General features: G+C 43.5%; 14 protein-coding genes. 1 reads left to right on the plus strand and 13 read right to left on the minus strand.

Annotated features, from left to right (window positions below):
- Positions 1–8: 8 nt before the first annotated feature.
- The 3 genes from L0M98_RS20810 to L0M98_RS20820 form a co-directional block, all read right to left on the minus strand.
- Entirely contained in the window at positions 9–3,668 is a 3,660-nt protein-coding gene (locus L0M98_RS20810) for a SusC/RagA family TonB-linked outer membrane protein (RefSeq protein WP_237961939.1), read from the minus strand.
- Positions 3,669–3,777: 109 nt separating this feature from the next.
- Entirely contained in the window at positions 3,778–4,932 is a 1,155-nt protein-coding gene (locus tag L0M98_RS20815) for a FecR family protein (protein WP_227217651.1), read from the minus strand.
- Positions 4,933–5,460: 528 nt separating this feature from the next.
- The gene (locus L0M98_RS20820; RefSeq protein ID WP_227217653.1) at positions 5,461–6,090 is read right to left on the minus strand and encodes a nitroreductase family protein; all 630 of its coding nucleotides are present in this window, start codon (positions 6,088–6,090) and stop codon (positions 5,461–5,463) included.
- Between the two features lie 131 nt (positions 6,091–6,221).
- Here L0M98_RS20820 and L0M98_RS20825 point away from each other — a divergent pair, with 131 nt between their 5' ends.
- Positions 6,222–7,088, plus strand: a complete 867-nt coding sequence (locus L0M98_RS20825) for an AraC family transcriptional regulator (protein ID WP_227217655.1) — start codon at positions 6,222–6,224, stop codon at positions 7,086–7,088.
- A gap of 216 nt (positions 7,089–7,304) precedes the next feature.
- On the opposite strand, the gene L0M98_RS20830 is transcribed toward L0M98_RS20825, so the two are convergent.
- The 10 genes from L0M98_RS20830 to L0M98_RS20875 all read right to left on the minus strand — a co-directional run bounded on the left by L0M98_RS20830 (position 7,305) and on the right by L0M98_RS20875 (position 16,873).
- Complete coding sequence (locus L0M98_RS20830) at positions 7,305–7,889, minus strand: sigma-70 family RNA polymerase sigma factor (protein WP_227217663.1); 585 nt, start codon at positions 7,887–7,889, stop codon at positions 7,305–7,307.
- Between the two features lie 57 nt (positions 7,890–7,946).
- Complete coding sequence (locus tag L0M98_RS20835; RefSeq protein WP_099290737.1) at positions 7,947–8,549, minus strand: rhomboid family intramembrane serine protease; 603 nt, start codon at positions 8,547–8,549, stop codon at positions 7,947–7,949.
- Between the two features lie 9 nt (positions 8,550–8,558).
- Entirely contained in the window at positions 8,559–9,197 is a 639-nt protein-coding gene (locus L0M98_RS20840; RefSeq protein WP_227217712.1) for a murein L,D-transpeptidase catalytic domain family protein, read from the minus strand.
- Positions 9,198–9,256: 59 nt separating this feature from the next.
- Positions 9,257–10,177: a L,D-transpeptidase gene (locus L0M98_RS20845; RefSeq protein ID WP_227217665.1), complete on the minus strand. Its 921-nt coding sequence runs from the start codon at positions 10,175–10,177 to the stop codon at positions 9,257–9,259.
- A 131-nt stretch (positions 10,178–10,308) separates the two neighbouring features.
- The gene (locus L0M98_RS20850) at positions 10,309–10,764 is read right to left on the minus strand and encodes an ATPase (protein ID WP_065218712.1); all 456 of its coding nucleotides are present in this window, start codon (positions 10,762–10,764) and stop codon (positions 10,309–10,311) included.
- A gap of 42 nt (positions 10,765–10,806) precedes the next feature.
- Entirely contained in the window at positions 10,807–12,642 is a 1,836-nt protein-coding gene (locus L0M98_RS20855; protein WP_227217667.1) for a V-type ATP synthase subunit I, read from the minus strand.
- A gap of 15 nt (positions 12,643–12,657) precedes the next feature.
- Positions 12,658–13,248: a V-type ATP synthase subunit D gene (locus L0M98_RS20860; RefSeq protein WP_099290740.1), complete on the minus strand. Its 591-nt coding sequence runs from the start codon at positions 13,246–13,248 to the stop codon at positions 12,658–12,660.
- A 39-nt stretch (positions 13,249–13,287) separates the two neighbouring features.
- Positions 13,288–13,662: a four helix bundle protein gene (locus L0M98_RS20865; RefSeq protein ID WP_227217669.1), complete on the minus strand. Its 375-nt coding sequence runs from the start codon at positions 13,660–13,662 to the stop codon at positions 13,288–13,290.
- 47 nt (positions 13,663–13,709) lie between these two features.
- Positions 13,710–15,032: a V-type ATP synthase subunit B gene (locus tag L0M98_RS20870; protein ID WP_227217671.1), complete on the minus strand. Its 1,323-nt coding sequence runs from the start codon at positions 15,030–15,032 to the stop codon at positions 13,710–13,712.
- 80 nt (positions 15,033–15,112) lie between these two features.
- Positions 15,113–16,873 carry a V-type ATP synthase subunit A gene (locus tag L0M98_RS20875; protein WP_099290742.1) on the minus strand — a complete coding sequence of 587 codons (1,761 nt, stop codon included), beginning with the start codon at positions 16,871–16,873 and terminating at the stop codon, positions 15,113–15,115.
- Positions 16,874–16,878 lie beyond the last annotated feature (5 nt).

Genomic DNA, 16,878 nt, shown 5'->3' on the forward strand with positions numbered 1-16,878 from the left:
CTCTAAACTTAAAAAGTGATGTTAATACGACAAGAATAAGTAGGACGAAGACTCATGTTAATTGTATTTGCCGACCCGGATTGAGTTGCAGGATCTTGTCCTTTCAATTCTTTAGCACTAATTGTAAATAAGTTTGTTCCCGTCAATTCAAAATAAGCCGCTTTTAAACGCAAAGCTTTTAATACTCTTTCCGAGAAAAGATAACGAAAACTCACGGAAGATAATTTCAAATAATTACCACTCACAACGCGTATATCCGAGTTATCATACATCGACCAAATATTATCCGCAAAAGAATAAGAATACCCAGACCACCAGTTGGAAACAACAGACGAACGGAATGCCTCTCCAGATAAAATACCCGGAATATTCGTGTAGGCCTCATCTCCCGGATTTTGCCAACGTTTTAAAAATTCCCGACGAGCATTCTCGTGTGGCTGCGGAGCAATCGTACCGTAAGCCCCATTCACATTCGGGTATAATTTTAACAAACGTATCTTAGAACCAAAACTATAAGCCAAGTTAAAGGCTAATACGCAACGTTTATATGACAATTTATTGGAAATACTTCCTTGTAACGTCGGCACCCTACATCCGGAATAATCCATCACATATTTATACACGTCTTCTTTATCCATGTCTGCGAATTTTTCCTTATTCTCCATTTCCACATTATAGAACATGGGACGACCATCAATTGGATCCAATCCTTTGAATTTATACGAGTAAAAAGAATCCAACGGACGCCCCGGAATTTCCACGTTACCAGACAAATAATCAGCATATTTCACTTCATCGCGAATTACCTTTTCTTGATTATTAATCGCTTTGGCAATCAATTTATTCAATACCTGACCAATTTGCGGGTCTATACTCCAACGGAAACTATCAGTCCCCCCCTGCGGGTTAAAGGGTACGAAATTCAAAGCAAACTCCCATCCCTGATTTTCCAAGGTGCCTTTATTCACCATATAATTGGTAACACCATTAATCTCAGAAATTGTTTTACTCAAAAATGCGTCTTTTGTCTTTTTGTAATAGTAAGCAACAGTTCCTTTGATTGCATCATTCAAGAACGAGAAATCCAATCCGACATTAAAAGAAGCCGTTTTTTCCCATTTCAAATATGGATTAGGGAATGAACTTACCGTCGATTCGTATTTCCCAAATTGCGTGTTCATAGTTCCCTTCTTTATAATCAACTCGGGTGTTTGCGAATCCAACATATTTCCTTGATAACCAAAAGAAAGACGCATCGCTAATAAATTTACCCAACCACGATTGGCAAATAAATCATCCTTCATATTCCAACGTCCCGCAATAGCCCAAATAGGTAAGAATTTATCGTTACTCTTGCTACCGAATTTATTGGAAGCATCTCCACGCATGTTAAAAGTCAACACATAACGATCTCTATAACTATACGATGCCGTGAAATAGCCAGATATCATGTTCGTTAACGAATTTGTACGTTTCCCTAACGCAGCTTCATCATTAGCCAACCATTCAACGTACGTGGGATAAGCAGTCACGTCCACGGGGGCGTAAGACTCTCCTCGTTCCGGCATATAACAACGACGTGTTTGCGAAAAGCCGCGATAACGTGAAGAAGAAAGTTCTCCTCCCACAGAAGCCGTAATCATATGAATACGGTTTTCATCCAAGAATTTATTAAAGTCCAATTGCAAACGAGCCGTATAAGAGTTATTTCGAGAATCTAACAATTGTAATTCTCCTCCATAAGGCATATAATTTGCCTTTTTACCTTGTTCCGTGAATCCTGCATCTCGCAAGCAAGCAGCATAAAAACTCTTCTCCCCGAAATAAGTTTCCTCGTTCGTATTACTGACCTGATAAGACAAAGTTGCTGAAGCCTTTAAATAGTCTGTAAATTTATAATCAACAGAAGTATTTACAGATACCGAATTCGAACGAATCTCGTCTGAAGTATTTTCTATTTCATTCAAAATACTGAAAGGATGTGTAGAAGTAGAACCTCCTTCCAATGTGGACGTTCTATCGTAATAAAATAAAGTTCCATCTTCATTATACGCCGGAATTGTTCGAGAGGTATTGAAAGCATAACTAAACATACCTACATCTGATGGCGTATATTTTTTCTCGCCGACATTCGCTTGAAACGCAAAACGCGCAGAGAAACGATTGTAATTAGCAGTCAAATTCAATGCCGCTGAATACGCTTTATTTTGTTCTCCCTTATTAACCCCCTTCTCGTCATTAAATCCCAAAGACCCATAATAACGAATATTTTCAGTTCCCCCGGAAAGACTCAACGTATGTTTATGAGAAAAAGCATCCCGAGTCAACAAATCAAACCAATCCGTATTAACTGTTTCGTAGCGATCCACCGTCTTTTGAAATTCGTCATAATTCATTTTTCCATTCCAGAAATCATAAATCGCAGCCTCGTAACCAACCCAAGAGTTTAATGCAGTAAATTTGATTCCTTTCTCCACCAATTCACGGGAAAAAGCTATACGCTCCTTGGAATTCATCACGTTCACTTCCCGATCCGTGTATCTCGGACGACGGGATAAACTTCCTGTAAACGAGTAAGAAATAGACGGAGGTCCCACCTTACCCTTCTTCGTGGTAATCACAATCACACCATTAGCAGCACGCGTACCATACAATGCAGTCGCAGAAGCGTCCTTCAACACGTCGATTTGCTCAATATCATCCGGATTTAACCCGGAAATAGCATTACCCAACAAATTCACGAAATCCAAATCATTGATTTGAGAAGGATCAACATTCACCGGATCATGCAAAATGATACCATCCAATACCCAAAGCGGTTCACGAGATCCCAACACGGTGGAAGAACCCCGGATACGTAATTTCGGAGCTGCACCTACCTGACCGGAATTTTGCATGAAAATCATTCCCGGCACACGCCCTTCCAGCATCTTATCAATAGTCGAAATTCCGGCGACATTAATATCATCGGCTTTTAACGTGGTTACTGCACTCGTCAAATGACGCTTATCTATCTTCTGGTAACCAGTGATTACCACTTCCTCCATTTCTTCCACGTCCTCATCCATCACGATATCCAACTTCTTGCCCGGGGTATATTTCACCTCCTGCCTTTTCATTCCCACGAAAGAGAATATAAAAGTCACCGTATCCTGTGGCAACGTGATCTTAAAATTCCCGTTCACATCGGTAACCACCCCCACCGAGGTACCTTTAATTAACACGGTCACCCCCGGCAGAGGATTCTTTTGCCTATCCTTCACGGTACCGGAAATCGATTTACCTTCTTTCTTTTCAGGCTCATCTTTTTGCTTATTCACGATATAAATAATATCGTTCTCAAAGAAATAGCGCAATGAAGTATTTTTAAACACCTCATCCAATACCTCTTGTACCTTCCTGTTATCCGCTTTCACGTCGAAAGCTTTCAAGTTCTTTACATGCTCTTCATTGTAAATGAACCGTAATCCTGTTTGTTTCCATATTTCCTGGCACAGCGTGTTCACGTCGCATTTATGCAGGTCAAGGGAAACAACCTGTCCTTGCGAGTAACTGTTTGCCATTACCCCGGAAATAAAAAAGAAACAAAAAATCATCAACAGTCGCATAATTTTCAAAGTCTTTGATTTTTTAACGCTAAAAACAGCGTATTTCCAATTAGATTTCATAGATTTGTTGTTAAAGATTACACATTGTGAATAGGGATCCGCTTGCCAATGGACCTATTCATTTAACTTTTGAAAGGTGAAGATGGGGAAACATCTTCATCTTTTTTTATTACAACTTACTTATAAATACTGTATTTCCTTTCACTTTAAAGCGAGCGTCCGATATCTTCTCGAAAGAACGGAACAACTCCTGTACATCCTTATATCGTTTCAAATTACCGGATAAATGCACATCACGCAAACCTCCGTTTTGATAGAACACATCCAAACCGTACCATCTACTCAACTTATCCATAATCGAACCCAAAGATTCGTTCCGGAAGATAAAATCTCCATCTTTCCATGCCACGTACGGCAGTACATCGACATCTTCGACCTTTATCCCATCTTTTGACTTATCAAATATACCTTTTTGATTTGGTTTTAACAACACCTCTTTTCCACCTTGATTCATACTCACGGAACCTGTCACAAGAACAGTCTCCACCCCATCATAGGTATTCACGTTAAATTCCGTACCATAGACTCTGACTGCCACATCATCTTCCATCTGTACGATAAAAGGCATCTCCTTATTCTTTGCCACATCGAAATATGCCTCTCCTTTCAAATAAACCACCCGCTGCTTTCCATTAAACCGTACCGGGTAAAGCAATTCCGTTTCGGCATTCAACCACACCCGCGTTCCGTCTGACAATGTCAAATTAAACTCTCCCCCCCGTGGAATCAACAAACGATTCATCACTTTCTCCGCATCTTTTTCCAAAGTTTCATCCTCTCGAACAGCTTGATAAGAAATACTACCCGTTTCATTTACTCGCACTGAAGTTCCATCCCGTTCCTCCAATTGTCGGGTTTCCATTCCCATCTCTACCTTTTCACCCGAGGATAATACCAGTATTGCTTGAGGCTTTCCCGGTTGAATCGATATTTCCTGTGCCATTTGCACCGGAACTTCCGCCGTGCGCCAGAAAAGAACGCCTCCCACACTCAACGCTAAAACCAATACAGCCGCCACGCTATACCAAACACGTATATTCAAATTCTTTTTCAATTTCCGGCGGAAAGTATTGAAATCCGGTTGTACCTCACGAGCATATACGCTCCACTCCAAAGCCAAGTGAACTCGCTGGAACTCCCTAAAATACTCCCGGTTACGCTCACTCTCGGCTAACCATATCTCCACGTCTTCACGAACGATTTCATCCGCTTCGTCCAAGAGATACAAGAGTAATTTTTCATCTATTTCGTTTTGCTCCATCATAGTCGTGATATTTTTCAACTATAATACAGTTCAAGAACAAAAATCATTGACTCGAAAATAAACTTTTTTCAAAGAAAAATAATTCACACAAGAATACGCACTCGAAATCAACACATTACAAAAATCATTTTTCTCAAATATTTTCTTCTATTTCCTCCTCGACCGACAGAAATCGCCTTCCACAAATAAAGAGATAAGCAAGTAATTATCTATTTATCCCTTTTTACATTCTTAATATTTTCCTTTCAAAGACCTTCGGGAAGGTCTTTGAAAGGAGTTTGAAAGGAGTTTAAAAGGACTTTGTTCCCTATCTTCACCGGCACAACTCCCTGTTCTCTCCGGAAATTCATCATGCCCACCAAACTTTTGCATCGTATTTCTATTCTCATCATTTTCTATTTTCAAATTAACGATACAAAAATATCCTCCTCTCCTCTTGTCATCAACCAAATGACACAGACAGCCAAATAACTTTATGAACACCCCAAAATTTGACACTAACCTCATCTTATTCATAACGAATACTTACTACCAAACATTGCGATGTATTCTATCCTCGACGTTGATTTCCTTTTGCTTGCAAATATGTGCATTTTCAGCGGGATAACCGATGGCGAGGAAGCAGGTAAACTCGTATCCTTCGGGAGCATTGACAAGTCGCTTCACGTGCTCCGGTTCATTACCGATAGGAATACGGAACGCACACGCCAGTCCTTCTGCCGTTGCCGCCAGCAAAATATTTTCAACTGCAGCCCAAGCGGAGGCAAAATAATTGAGCGAACTTTGGTCTGCCGGCTTACATAGAGGGTAATCCTTCTGCCGGAAAAACGGCAGGACGAGGCAATCACTTTGTATAAGCATTCGTTGCTGTTTGGATAGGGCATCGACAAACATCGCGTGTTCATCCTCATCCATTACGTTTGCCGCCGTTTCCAATCCCGTCTGCTGAATACGTTGGGTATTTTCCACCACCGGCGACACGAGCCGGGCAATATTTTCTGGTCCTCTTACAACGACGAACTCGAACTGGCGCAAATGGTCGTTAGTGGGAGCCTTGAAAGCTGCCGACAAAATCTTTTCCAACACTTCATTCGAAACTTCCTTATCAGAAAAATCTCGGATAGTTCTTCTTCTTTCTAATACCTGATAAAAATCCATAACGATATGTTTTAAGTTACATTTATTGTTTTTCAATGGCAAAATTACACCATTTCATTGTTGTATATTTGTCATATTATCTCGTATATTTGTTGAATATTTGCAATAAGATAGATTTTAAACCTTCTTTTATGGAAGATATCGTCATTCCTTACGAATTACCCGATGTGGAGAATCACTCGTTTTTCTTCATAGACCAACGAGTCGAAATAAATATCGAAGCAAAACTACATCAGCACAATGCATGGGAATTATACTACGTCGTTCACGGGCAAGGCAACCGGATGGCAGGCGATACGCTACAGCCCTTTGCGGCGGACGACGTGGCATTAATCCCCCCGTCTATGCTTCACCGTTGGGAATACGCGCCAAATTCAGCGGACGATGACGGGTGTATACGCTATCTGATGGTAGCTTTCAGCCATTCGCTAGTGGAGCGTTGCATAGAAGTATTCCCGGAATTACGGAATCGATTGGCAGGCATCACGTTTCCGACCGATGCTCTAAAATTCGGCCCTGAAAGCTCCCGCATCATTCGCAAAATATTATCTGAAATGAACGACATGGACGAGTTGGGACGCTTAAGCGAGATGATGCGCTTGTTACCCATCATTTTTACCACATCTGACCACACGTTCGCGGGCAAACCGATGCGCATCGAGCGGGACGTGCGGCGGATGCAACAAATCTGCACCTACGTGATGGCACACTATGTCCATGCTATTTCTTTGGATGACATTGCCACGGAAGTGGGGATGAACCGTTCGGCATTTTGTTCCTACTTCAAACGATGCAAAGGGATGACTTTTTCGCAATTCGTTACTCAATACCGTTTAAATACCGCCTGCGAACTACTGAAGCACTCGCGAAAGCAAGTATCGGAAATATGCTACACCGTAGGATTTAACGATGTCCCGCATTTTAATCGTATCTTCAAGAAAATAAAGCACATATCTCCGAAAGAGTATAGGAATAATCATTCAGACCAAATAATTTAGAAGATTTATTTATAAACACTATCCGTTGTAATCCCATGCATATCCCGTGGAGAATAGGGATTATTCTCGCTTCAAAGCCGATACAAAGCCGGTGTAAAGCCGCTCGGGAGCATCTTTATACCGGCTAAACACCTTGTATAATAAGACATTAACACGGAAATTCAATAAGATATCCACGTGTCTTCCATGCTATTACCTACTATTAAGATATGGAACTCACGTGATTTCCAATAATCTTTTTTCAAGAAAAAATAAATACACCGCAATATCGCCCTCTTTTTCAGTTGTTTGCCTGAGTTTTTTTAACGCTTTTACCAGAAGAGAATTTACTGTCGAAACCGAAATTCCCAATTCATCCGCCACCTCTTTATATTTCATTCCCTTCAAATACACGCTTCGAATAATCTCTTGTGTTCTGGGCGGCAACTTCCCGATTTCCGTTTCCACCCGCCGGAAAACCTCGTCCTCGAAACTATCATATTCTTCCCAAGGACTCTCGTAACGTGCCACGTCACAAGCCCGCCTTAACGGATCTATTCTATCGAGCTGGTTCAAAGCCAAGTTACGCACGGAAGTAAACAAATATGATTTCAGTGTATCAGGCTGTAACTTATCCACAAACGACTTCTCCCACAATTTAACGAAAAAATCCTGTACCACATCCTCCGAACGCTGAGTATCGTGCAAAAAAGTAGCTGCCCAAACCACTAGCGGCTTGTAGTATTCTTTAAAGAGAAGCTCCATTCCACCTATCTTCCGCTCTTTCAGCAACTCGCAAATCTCTTGGTCACTCACTCGCATATCCCATTTTTTGCACTTGAGTTACAAATATAGAGAATTTTATTCTCTAAAAACGGATTAGTGCCTTAAAAGTTGCTGTATAAATATCTGCAACAACCCGGGTTCCAGTAATATCGGGAAAATAAAACCATACACCGCCCCGTAGAAATGGGCATTGTGATTGATATTATCCCCGCCCCGCTTCGCCATGTACTGGCAATACCATAAATAAACGAAACCGAACACGATACCGGGAATAGGAATCGCGGCGAATAAATAAATCTTATCCCAAGGATTCAAGAATATGGCGGTAAACAACACTGCCGATACCGCCCCCGAAGCCCCGATAGAAGTATAATATCGATTATCCCGGTATTTCCACAAATCATATAGAGAAGCCGCTATCATTCCACCGAAGTACAGGAGTAAAAAACTCCCCCCGCTAAAGCCCAAATACCCGAAAGCACTCTCCACGTACTGACCGAAAGAAAGAAACGTGAACATATTCACGAACAAATGCACCCAATCCGCGTGTACAAACCCGTGAGAAATAATACGGTACCACTCCTTAGAGTGTATCATACGGTAAGGCGAATATGACAGCTTGTTAAATAACGAATCATTGCTAAAACAAGCTATTGATACCACCACCGTGACAATAAGTATAGCGTAAGTTATCATATCCAATATTTAAAAAATTTTCCTATCCGTATCCCCGGCAAAAACGGTTCGCTCGGCATAAGTCTTGTCATCCCCATGAATATATAAAAGAGTTCCACCCTTTATCGTGTCAATAATCTTTTTACACACCGTCAGCGGTAAAGCCGGACATCCCAAGCTGCGTCCCAATCGACCGCACGACCGAATAGTGGACGGATCAGCATAGGCAGCCCCATGCATCACTATAGCCCGTTCTTTCGCGTTATCATTTATTCCTTTTTCCAATCCGTCAAGAATCAAGGAATACCCGTTCTTCCCGTAATAAGTATTTTCCGTCCGATAGAAACCCAACGAACTCTTGTAAGAACCCTCTTTATTGGAAAATGAAGTAGCGTACTTTTCCCCGCTGTTTCTCCCGTGCGACACGTATGACACGTAGAGTAACTTCTTCAATTTCAGATTAACCACGTACAAACGCTTCTCGGTAGAAGGTTTCGAGAAATCAATCAAAGTGAGAATATCCTTCGCCAATGAATCCGTTTGATTATACCCGGCAATCGCTCGTTCAAAAAGAGCATAATCCACGATACCCTCCAAACCGATCTCGTGATAAAGCGTTTTGCTATTCACGGGCAAATGCCTTTCAGCCGCAACACCCGGTTGCGCCATCCAACAAATAATCCCGACAAAAAAAAGCGTCAAAAATACACGCATAACTATCATTTACATTAATCAAACACGATCACCAATGTCTTCTCCACCTCCGCCCAATCATACATGAACTTGGCATGTGACGTGGCATTTCTCACGCACATGTGCGACCTTGGCGTTGTCCCGAGCGACCAACTGAACTCTATCAACTCGTTGTGAGGGTAATTCACCGGTACCCCGTGTAAATAAGCTCCCCCTGTAAACCGGATAGCGTATGGTGCAAACCCTCCTTCTTCCGCCGACCCGTCCTTCAAGAACAACATCTCCGACAATTTCTTTTGAATGAAATAAATTCCCGGGGGTGTCGGCTGTTGATAAGGCGGTCTGTTAGCTCCCGTTGTAATCGGATTCATACTCCGCACCAACCACGTGGTTCCATCCTGTTCCAAAGTTGCTATGTTCTGGTTCGTTCGGTCAACAAATATAACTTTTTTAATTGAAAGAGGACCTATCAGCTTCATGTATTTTTTAGGCACGTGCCACACGCCACCGAAAGTAGCCGGGATAATCTGGAAATAATCGGCACTATCGCTGATCACGGAAACGTAAGCCCCGTCCCGACCGTAACGGAATGGAACTTTCACGTTACCTAAGCTGTACAAAGGAATCCCTTGATAACGATTTACCCCGAACGTATCCCTAATCTGCTTGTATTTATTGGTTATATATTTTTCTGTCAAAGGGGCTTCACCATTCTGATTTTTATAATTCCTTAACACGCCATACCCGTCATTCCGCTCTTGAAACGTCACGAGTGAATCCAAAAATGCCGAAATCTTATCCCACTGGAAACGTCGCTCCTGCTTCCCGTACTTATACGTGTCCGACAAAGTATGCCGGTCATACAACAACTTCTTCTTTATCTCGACGGCATGTGTTTCCACTCCCAACCACATGAAAAGTAGAATCAAGCCGTAACGTTTTATCCGAATCATCATTATTCAACATTTATATTTCAATAATGATGATACGTTAAAAAATCACATTTTGTTATCATGAAATAATAAAACGGGGACTTACACACGAAGTCCCCGTTTTTCAGATATAATTAAAATCTATACTTTGATACTTATGCAGGAATCAACCCCGTGATCAAGATCAACACCAACAATCCCAAGATAGCATACAACTCCGGGAACACGGCCAACACCATAGTAGTACCGAATACGTTATAACCGCTACCGATAGCCACGATACCGTTGGCACATACTTGAGCCTGACGGATAGCAGAGAAGAATGCCACCAAACCAAGACCTAACCCGGCACCGAAAATAGCTGAAGCAGGTCCCCAACCCATATCCACGTTCGTCAAGAAGCTACTCAACAGGAAGTATCCCACGAATCCGTACAAACCTTGTGAAGAAGGTAAGGCGGACAAACCGATATACTGACCGGAAGCGGTCGGATTTTTCTTCAACGCCCCCACGGCTGCATTACCGCAAATAGTAACCCCGTAAGCACTACCGATACCTGATAATGCCACCATCAACGCAATACCTAAATAAGCTAATAAAATTGGTTCCATAATTCTAATCTATTTAATTTGTTATTTTTATAATCTTTGTTTTTAATCATTTACTTTTTTTCTGAACGGCTCGTATTGCTTACCGCCACCTTCAAATCCGGCATTCTTGTAGAACTCCACGAAAGTCAAACGCATCGGGTGCACGAACGAACTGATCATACACAAACCGAAGTTAATCGAGTGACCAATAATCAAGATCAGAAATACCGCAATAAATTTTACAACGGCAGGTAGACCGTCCGTGAGTTGGAATGCCAACGTGTTGAACACTCCTCCCAAAATACTACCCGTCAACCCGATAGCGAAAAGACGGATATAGGAAAGCGTGTCCCCCAGCAATCCGGTAGCCATGTTGTACGTTCCCCACAACCCGGAGCCGAAATTCGTGAAAACTCCCTTTCCCGGAGAGTTGTAGAAGTAGATCGTGAGCGCACAGAGTCCCAAAAGCACGTACAACACGTACTTCAAAACCTCCGGAATCACCACCTTCAACATCGGCAACCCGATCAACACTCCCAACAAGATAATTGCACCGACCCAACCTAACGTGGAAACCGCGTACTTAAACCCGAATTGTTTCGTCAACCGAGCGGCATTCAAACACATTCCGTAAAGAATCTGAATAATACCCACGGCAACAGCGATAATCATCATCGGATTATAACCTCCCAAATATTTACCATAGTTCGCTTCTGTCAGGAACAACGATTTCACACCGGCAAGCCAAGGCCATTCCACGCTATCCAGAGCGATACCGAAGAACGAACCCGTTAATAACCCGACAACAACCGTCATGAGTCCCAGATACTGCCCCAACACGAGGTATCCTTTTATCGCGGGAGAAGCCTTTCGCCCGATGATAAAGCACACCAACCAGATAATCAACCCGTATCCGCCATCCCCCATACACATTCCGAAGAACAGCATAAAAAACGGAGCAAGGAAGGGGGTCAAATCCAATTCCTTGTATTGCGGCAAAGCAAACATCTTCGTTACCGGCTCAAATAATCTTGAATAGGCGCTATTCTTCAATTGCACGGGAACATCATCCTCGGGTGTAGGTCTGGTAAACTCAAAATACACATCCTTCGATTCGAGGAAACTTCTCATCTCTGCTTCCTTCTCGACGGGAATCCATCCTTCCAATGCAATCACCTTTTCGTCCACGAACGTCTGCACGGCATCCTCCACTTTCAATTTATCCGCCATCTCCGTGATCTGTAAACGATACTTCTTCAAGCGTGCAATCGCATCTTGGGAAATCGCATCCAACTCTTCGCCGATCTTTACCGATTCCTCCCGTAGCCCTTTGATCTGTTTTTTTAACTCATCTTGGGTTGCTTGAGGGAATATATAGGGATCCGCTTCCAATTCCACCTTCATCCCGGCGGGAGTAACCGTGACAAAATACTTTTGCCCCATCATCTCGCTAATGACAACAGCATCATACGTCGCTTCCCATTCCGGTTGAAACTTCTGTTCCGCCACGGAAAAGAAATGAAATTCCCACCCAGCGGCTTCCAACTTCTGAATCTTCTCCCGGGAGAACTGTCCCCACGGGCGATAAGCGGCATAGTCTTTCTCCAACCCGACCAATTGCTGGTCGATTTGTTCCTGTCTGCTATACAAACCTTCCAGATATTCCAGCAAATGCTCGTCGTCAGCCTTTACCTTCTCGATCTGCTCCACATCGTTCCGACTCTGCATATGCGTGATCATCTCTCCGGCACGTTTAATCAACATCAACTTAGCCTGAAGATCCGTATCTTCTGCCGATCGTTCCGTATTCTCGTGAATATGAACCATTCCCTTTTCCCGGAGCTCCCCGAGAAACGTCTGATATTCCTTATAAAATATCAACAGGGATAATTTCATCATAGGTACTATCATAGACTATTCCTCCATCAATTTACGGGTTTTCACGATCTTCTGCGACGACTTGGACAGATTTTCCTCGTCCTCAAGGAAACGCTTAATCTTACGAATAGCTTCCTGATAACCCGGTATCTGCACCTTCTCGTACAAGTTCACCTTTTGAGTGGTCTTCTTTCTCGCCTTATCGAGCAACTCCATTTTTCTCGCGAAAAACTCTCTCTCCAAAGCGATACTCACCACTTTCTTGATGTATTCAACTCCGTCAAGGAGCCATCCCGGTTGGTTGAACAAGCTGAAATCCTTCACCTCGTAGTCCACCCCGTCCAGAACGGGCGTCTTCACCCCGGCAATCTTCTTCACCGACATCCTTACATCCTTCACGACGAGAATATCTTCCTTGTACTCGTCATAAAGCTGCAGCATATCGTTGAGCGAATTCAGCGTCTCCTCCAACTTCACACTAAACTCATCCGCCACCTGTTTCGCTTTCTTCACCTCCGACCGCAAAGCCGACTCCTTGTTTTTGATGGTAGGCAATGCCCGTACTCTCATCTTCAACTGCTTATCCAGCCCCTGAAGCGAAGTTTTATTATATTGAAACTTTATCACCTTACCAGTTTTTTAATTTTAGATTTTAAATTTTAGATTTTAAATTTCAGACTGCTTAGATTTTAAATTTTTACTTACAGTATCAATCGAAGCTACTATCATAGCCAAGATTTCCCTTGCTTCTTTTCTCAAAGGAGCGATCGGTTCCACTTTAGCCAAGCCAGATTCCTCAATAATTTCCAACCAATAAATTGTTTCATCACATTCCTCTTCAACAATTTTCATTTTATGGATAAAATCCTTATCCGATTTCGCTCGACATACTGCCCGATAATTAGCACCAACCGACAAAGCGCAACGAAGAATCTGATTTATAATCACTCGTGAAGCATTATTCTGTGGAAGTACTTCCACGAAACGAATTACCCCTAAACCTAACTTCTTCGTCTTATTTTGAAACTCAGCGCTATTCATCACTCAATTTAAAATCTAAAATCTAAAATTTAAAATCAAGAAAATTTTCATTCTGAAAATTTTCCGAATTGTTCGATAATCTCCGCCTTAATTCCCAATTCCGCCTTGTTAAAGTATTTCCGGAACAGCTCCCACGCTGTATCCAGCATCTGCTCGACACTGATGTTTACGTCAATGGCAAGTAGGTTGTTCGAATACTCTTTCGCGAAATCAAGGGTACGGCGGTCGTAGTCCGTCAGGTCAAAACCGTTCTCCATCTTCGTGCGGGCATTGGCTGCATCGGCATACAGACGGATGGCGGCATTCATCACTTGCGGGTGATCCTTACGGGTTTTCTTACCGATCACGAGCTGTTTCAAACGAGACAAACTTCGGAACGGATCAACGATAACCTTACCGATCTCCGAATCCTTACGCAAGAATAACTGTCCCTCGGTAATGTACCCCGTGTTATCCGGAATAGCGTGTGTAATATCACCACCGGACAACGTGGTCACGGCAATAATCGTGATAGAACCTCCGGCAGGGAACTGCACCGCTTTCTCGTAAATCTTCGCCAAATCCGAGTATAGAGAACCCGGCATGGAATCCTTCGACGGGATTTGATCCATACGGTTAGACACGATACTCAAAGCATCGGCGTACAACGTCATATCCGTCAACAATACCAATACCTTCTCGTTCTTCTCCACGGCGAAATACTCGGCAGCCGTCAATGCCATATCCGGAACCAACAAACGCTCCACCGGGGGAGCCTCCGTCGTATTCACGAAACTGACAATACGGTCAAGCACTCCGGCATTATCGAACAAATTCTTGAAATACAGATAGTCGTCATTCGTCAATCCCATACCTCCCAAGATAATACGATCCGTCTGGGCTCTCAATGCCACGTTCGCCATTACTTGGTTATACGGTTGATCCGGATCGGCAAAGAACGGAATTTTCTGTCCGGACACCAACGTGTTGTTCAAATCGATACCCGCGATACCCGTTGCAATCAATTCCGACGGTTGTTTACGTCGAACCGGGTTCACGGAAGGACCTCCAATCTCTCGTTCCTCCCCGTCAACTGCCGGCCCCCCGTCAATCGGGTCGCCGAAAGCATTGAAGAAACGTCCGCACAAATCATCTCCAACCTTTAAAGTCGGAGCCTTCCCCAAGAATGTCACTTCTGCATTCGTCGGGATACCCTCCGTTCCGGAGAACACCTGAAGGGTTATATCATTACCCCAAATCTTCACGACCTGTGCCAACCGCCCGTCTACAATAGCCAATTCGTCATTTCCGACACCTTGAGCATTCAACGTACACGTTGCCTTCGTGATCTGGGTAATCTTTGTATAAACTTTTTGAAAAGCAGTCGTCATACAATTTTAGATTTTAGATTTTAAATTTTAGATTGCTCTTCTTTCAATTTACAATTTAAAATTTAAAATTTACAATTATCTCATTTCTTTTTTCTCTCGTCAATAATCCCCTTCACCTCAGCCTCATACTTCTTGAAGGCATCGGATTGGAATTCGGAATAGTTCATCTGCTTGAATCCATTAATGATCCGTTTAAAGTAAGGATTAACCTCCTCGAACGTATCAAAATTAAACTCGGAGCGAACCACGCCCAACACCATTTCCAACATATACTTCTGGCGTTCCATTGAAGTAGAGCCGTCAATGTTGTCAAAAGCATCCTGCTGTAAGATCACGAAGTCAATCAACTCGGATTTCCAGTATACCACGTGATATTCCAATGGCACACCGTCATCTCCCAAAATGTCGATCTGTTCGGCTGTCTCCCGTCCCCGTACCAAAATATTACGGGCCTCATTCACTCCGTCGATCCACGTGTCGGAAATATTCTTCTTGGCAAACTCCACGAATTCCGGGTACTCCAGATACTTGGAATAAGATTCCAACGTATCGATAGCCGGGTAACGTTTAGCATCGGCACGAGCCTGCGACAGAGCATAGAAACAACGAGCCACCTTCTTCGTGGACTCCGTCACCGGCTCTTTCAAGTTACCCCCGGCAGGCGACACCGTACCGATAAAGGTCACGGAACCCGTCTTACCGTTATTCAAGTACACCATCCCGGCACGAGCGTAGAAGTTAGAAATAATTGCAGACAAGTCCATCGGGAAAGCATCCTGTCCCGGCAACTCCTCCATACGGTTGGACATCTCACGCAAAGCCTGAGCCCAACGGGAAGTAGAGTCGGCAAGCAACAACACCTTCATACCCATGGAACGGTAATACTCCCCGATCGTCATTGCAGTGTAAACAGAAGCCTCACGGGCAGCAACGGGCATATTCGAGGTATTAGCGATAATCGTCGTTCTCTCGTACAACTTACGACCGGAACGGGGGTCTTCCAGTTCGGGGAACTCCGTGAAGATTTCCACCACCTCGTTCGCACGCTCGCCACAGGCAGCCATGATAATAATATCGGCATCGGCAAAACGCGAAAGAGCATGCTGTAACACGGTCTTTCCCGTACCGAACGGACCGGGAATAAATCCGGTACCACCCTCCAGAATCGGGTTCATCGTGTCGATAACACGTACTCCCGTCTCCATCTGACGTGACGGACGCGGCTTGTCCACGTAATTACGGATAGCCACCTTCACCGGCCATTTTTGTATCATACTCACGGGCACCTCTTTGCCAGCCTCGTCTTTCAACACAGCTATCGTGTCCATGATCGTGTACTCCCCGGCACCCACGATAGATGCCACGGTAAACTCGCCCTTCAGTTTGAAAGGCACCATTATCTTGTGATCCAACCAGTTCTCTTTCACGTTACCCAACCAGTCGGCAGCCTTCACCTTATCACCGACTTTTGCCAGTGGGGTAAAACTCCATTTCTTATCTGCCTCCAACGGGTTCGTGTACTCACCACGTTTCAAGAATACCCCGGTCATCTTGTCCAAATCGTTCTGAAGACCGTCAAAATTCTTGGATAGCAAGCCCGGTCCCAATGTTACCTCCAACATGTGGTCCTCAAACTCCACTAAAGAACCGGGCTTCAATCCCCGGGTGCTTTCAAAAACCTGCACATAAGCAATATCCCCAACCACCTTGATGACCTCCGCCATTAACCGCTCGTCCCCGAGCCGGATAAAACAGATCTCGTTCTGGGATACCGGTCCCTCGGTGCGCACAAGTACAAGATTGGAAATAATACTATGAACTTTTCCTTGTGTTTTATTCATCTCTC

Source organism: Butyricimonas sp. DFI.6.44, from assembly GCF_022132345.1.
Taxonomy (GTDB): Bacteria; Bacteroidota; Bacteroidia; order Bacteroidales; family Marinifilaceae; genus Butyricimonas; species Butyricimonas muris.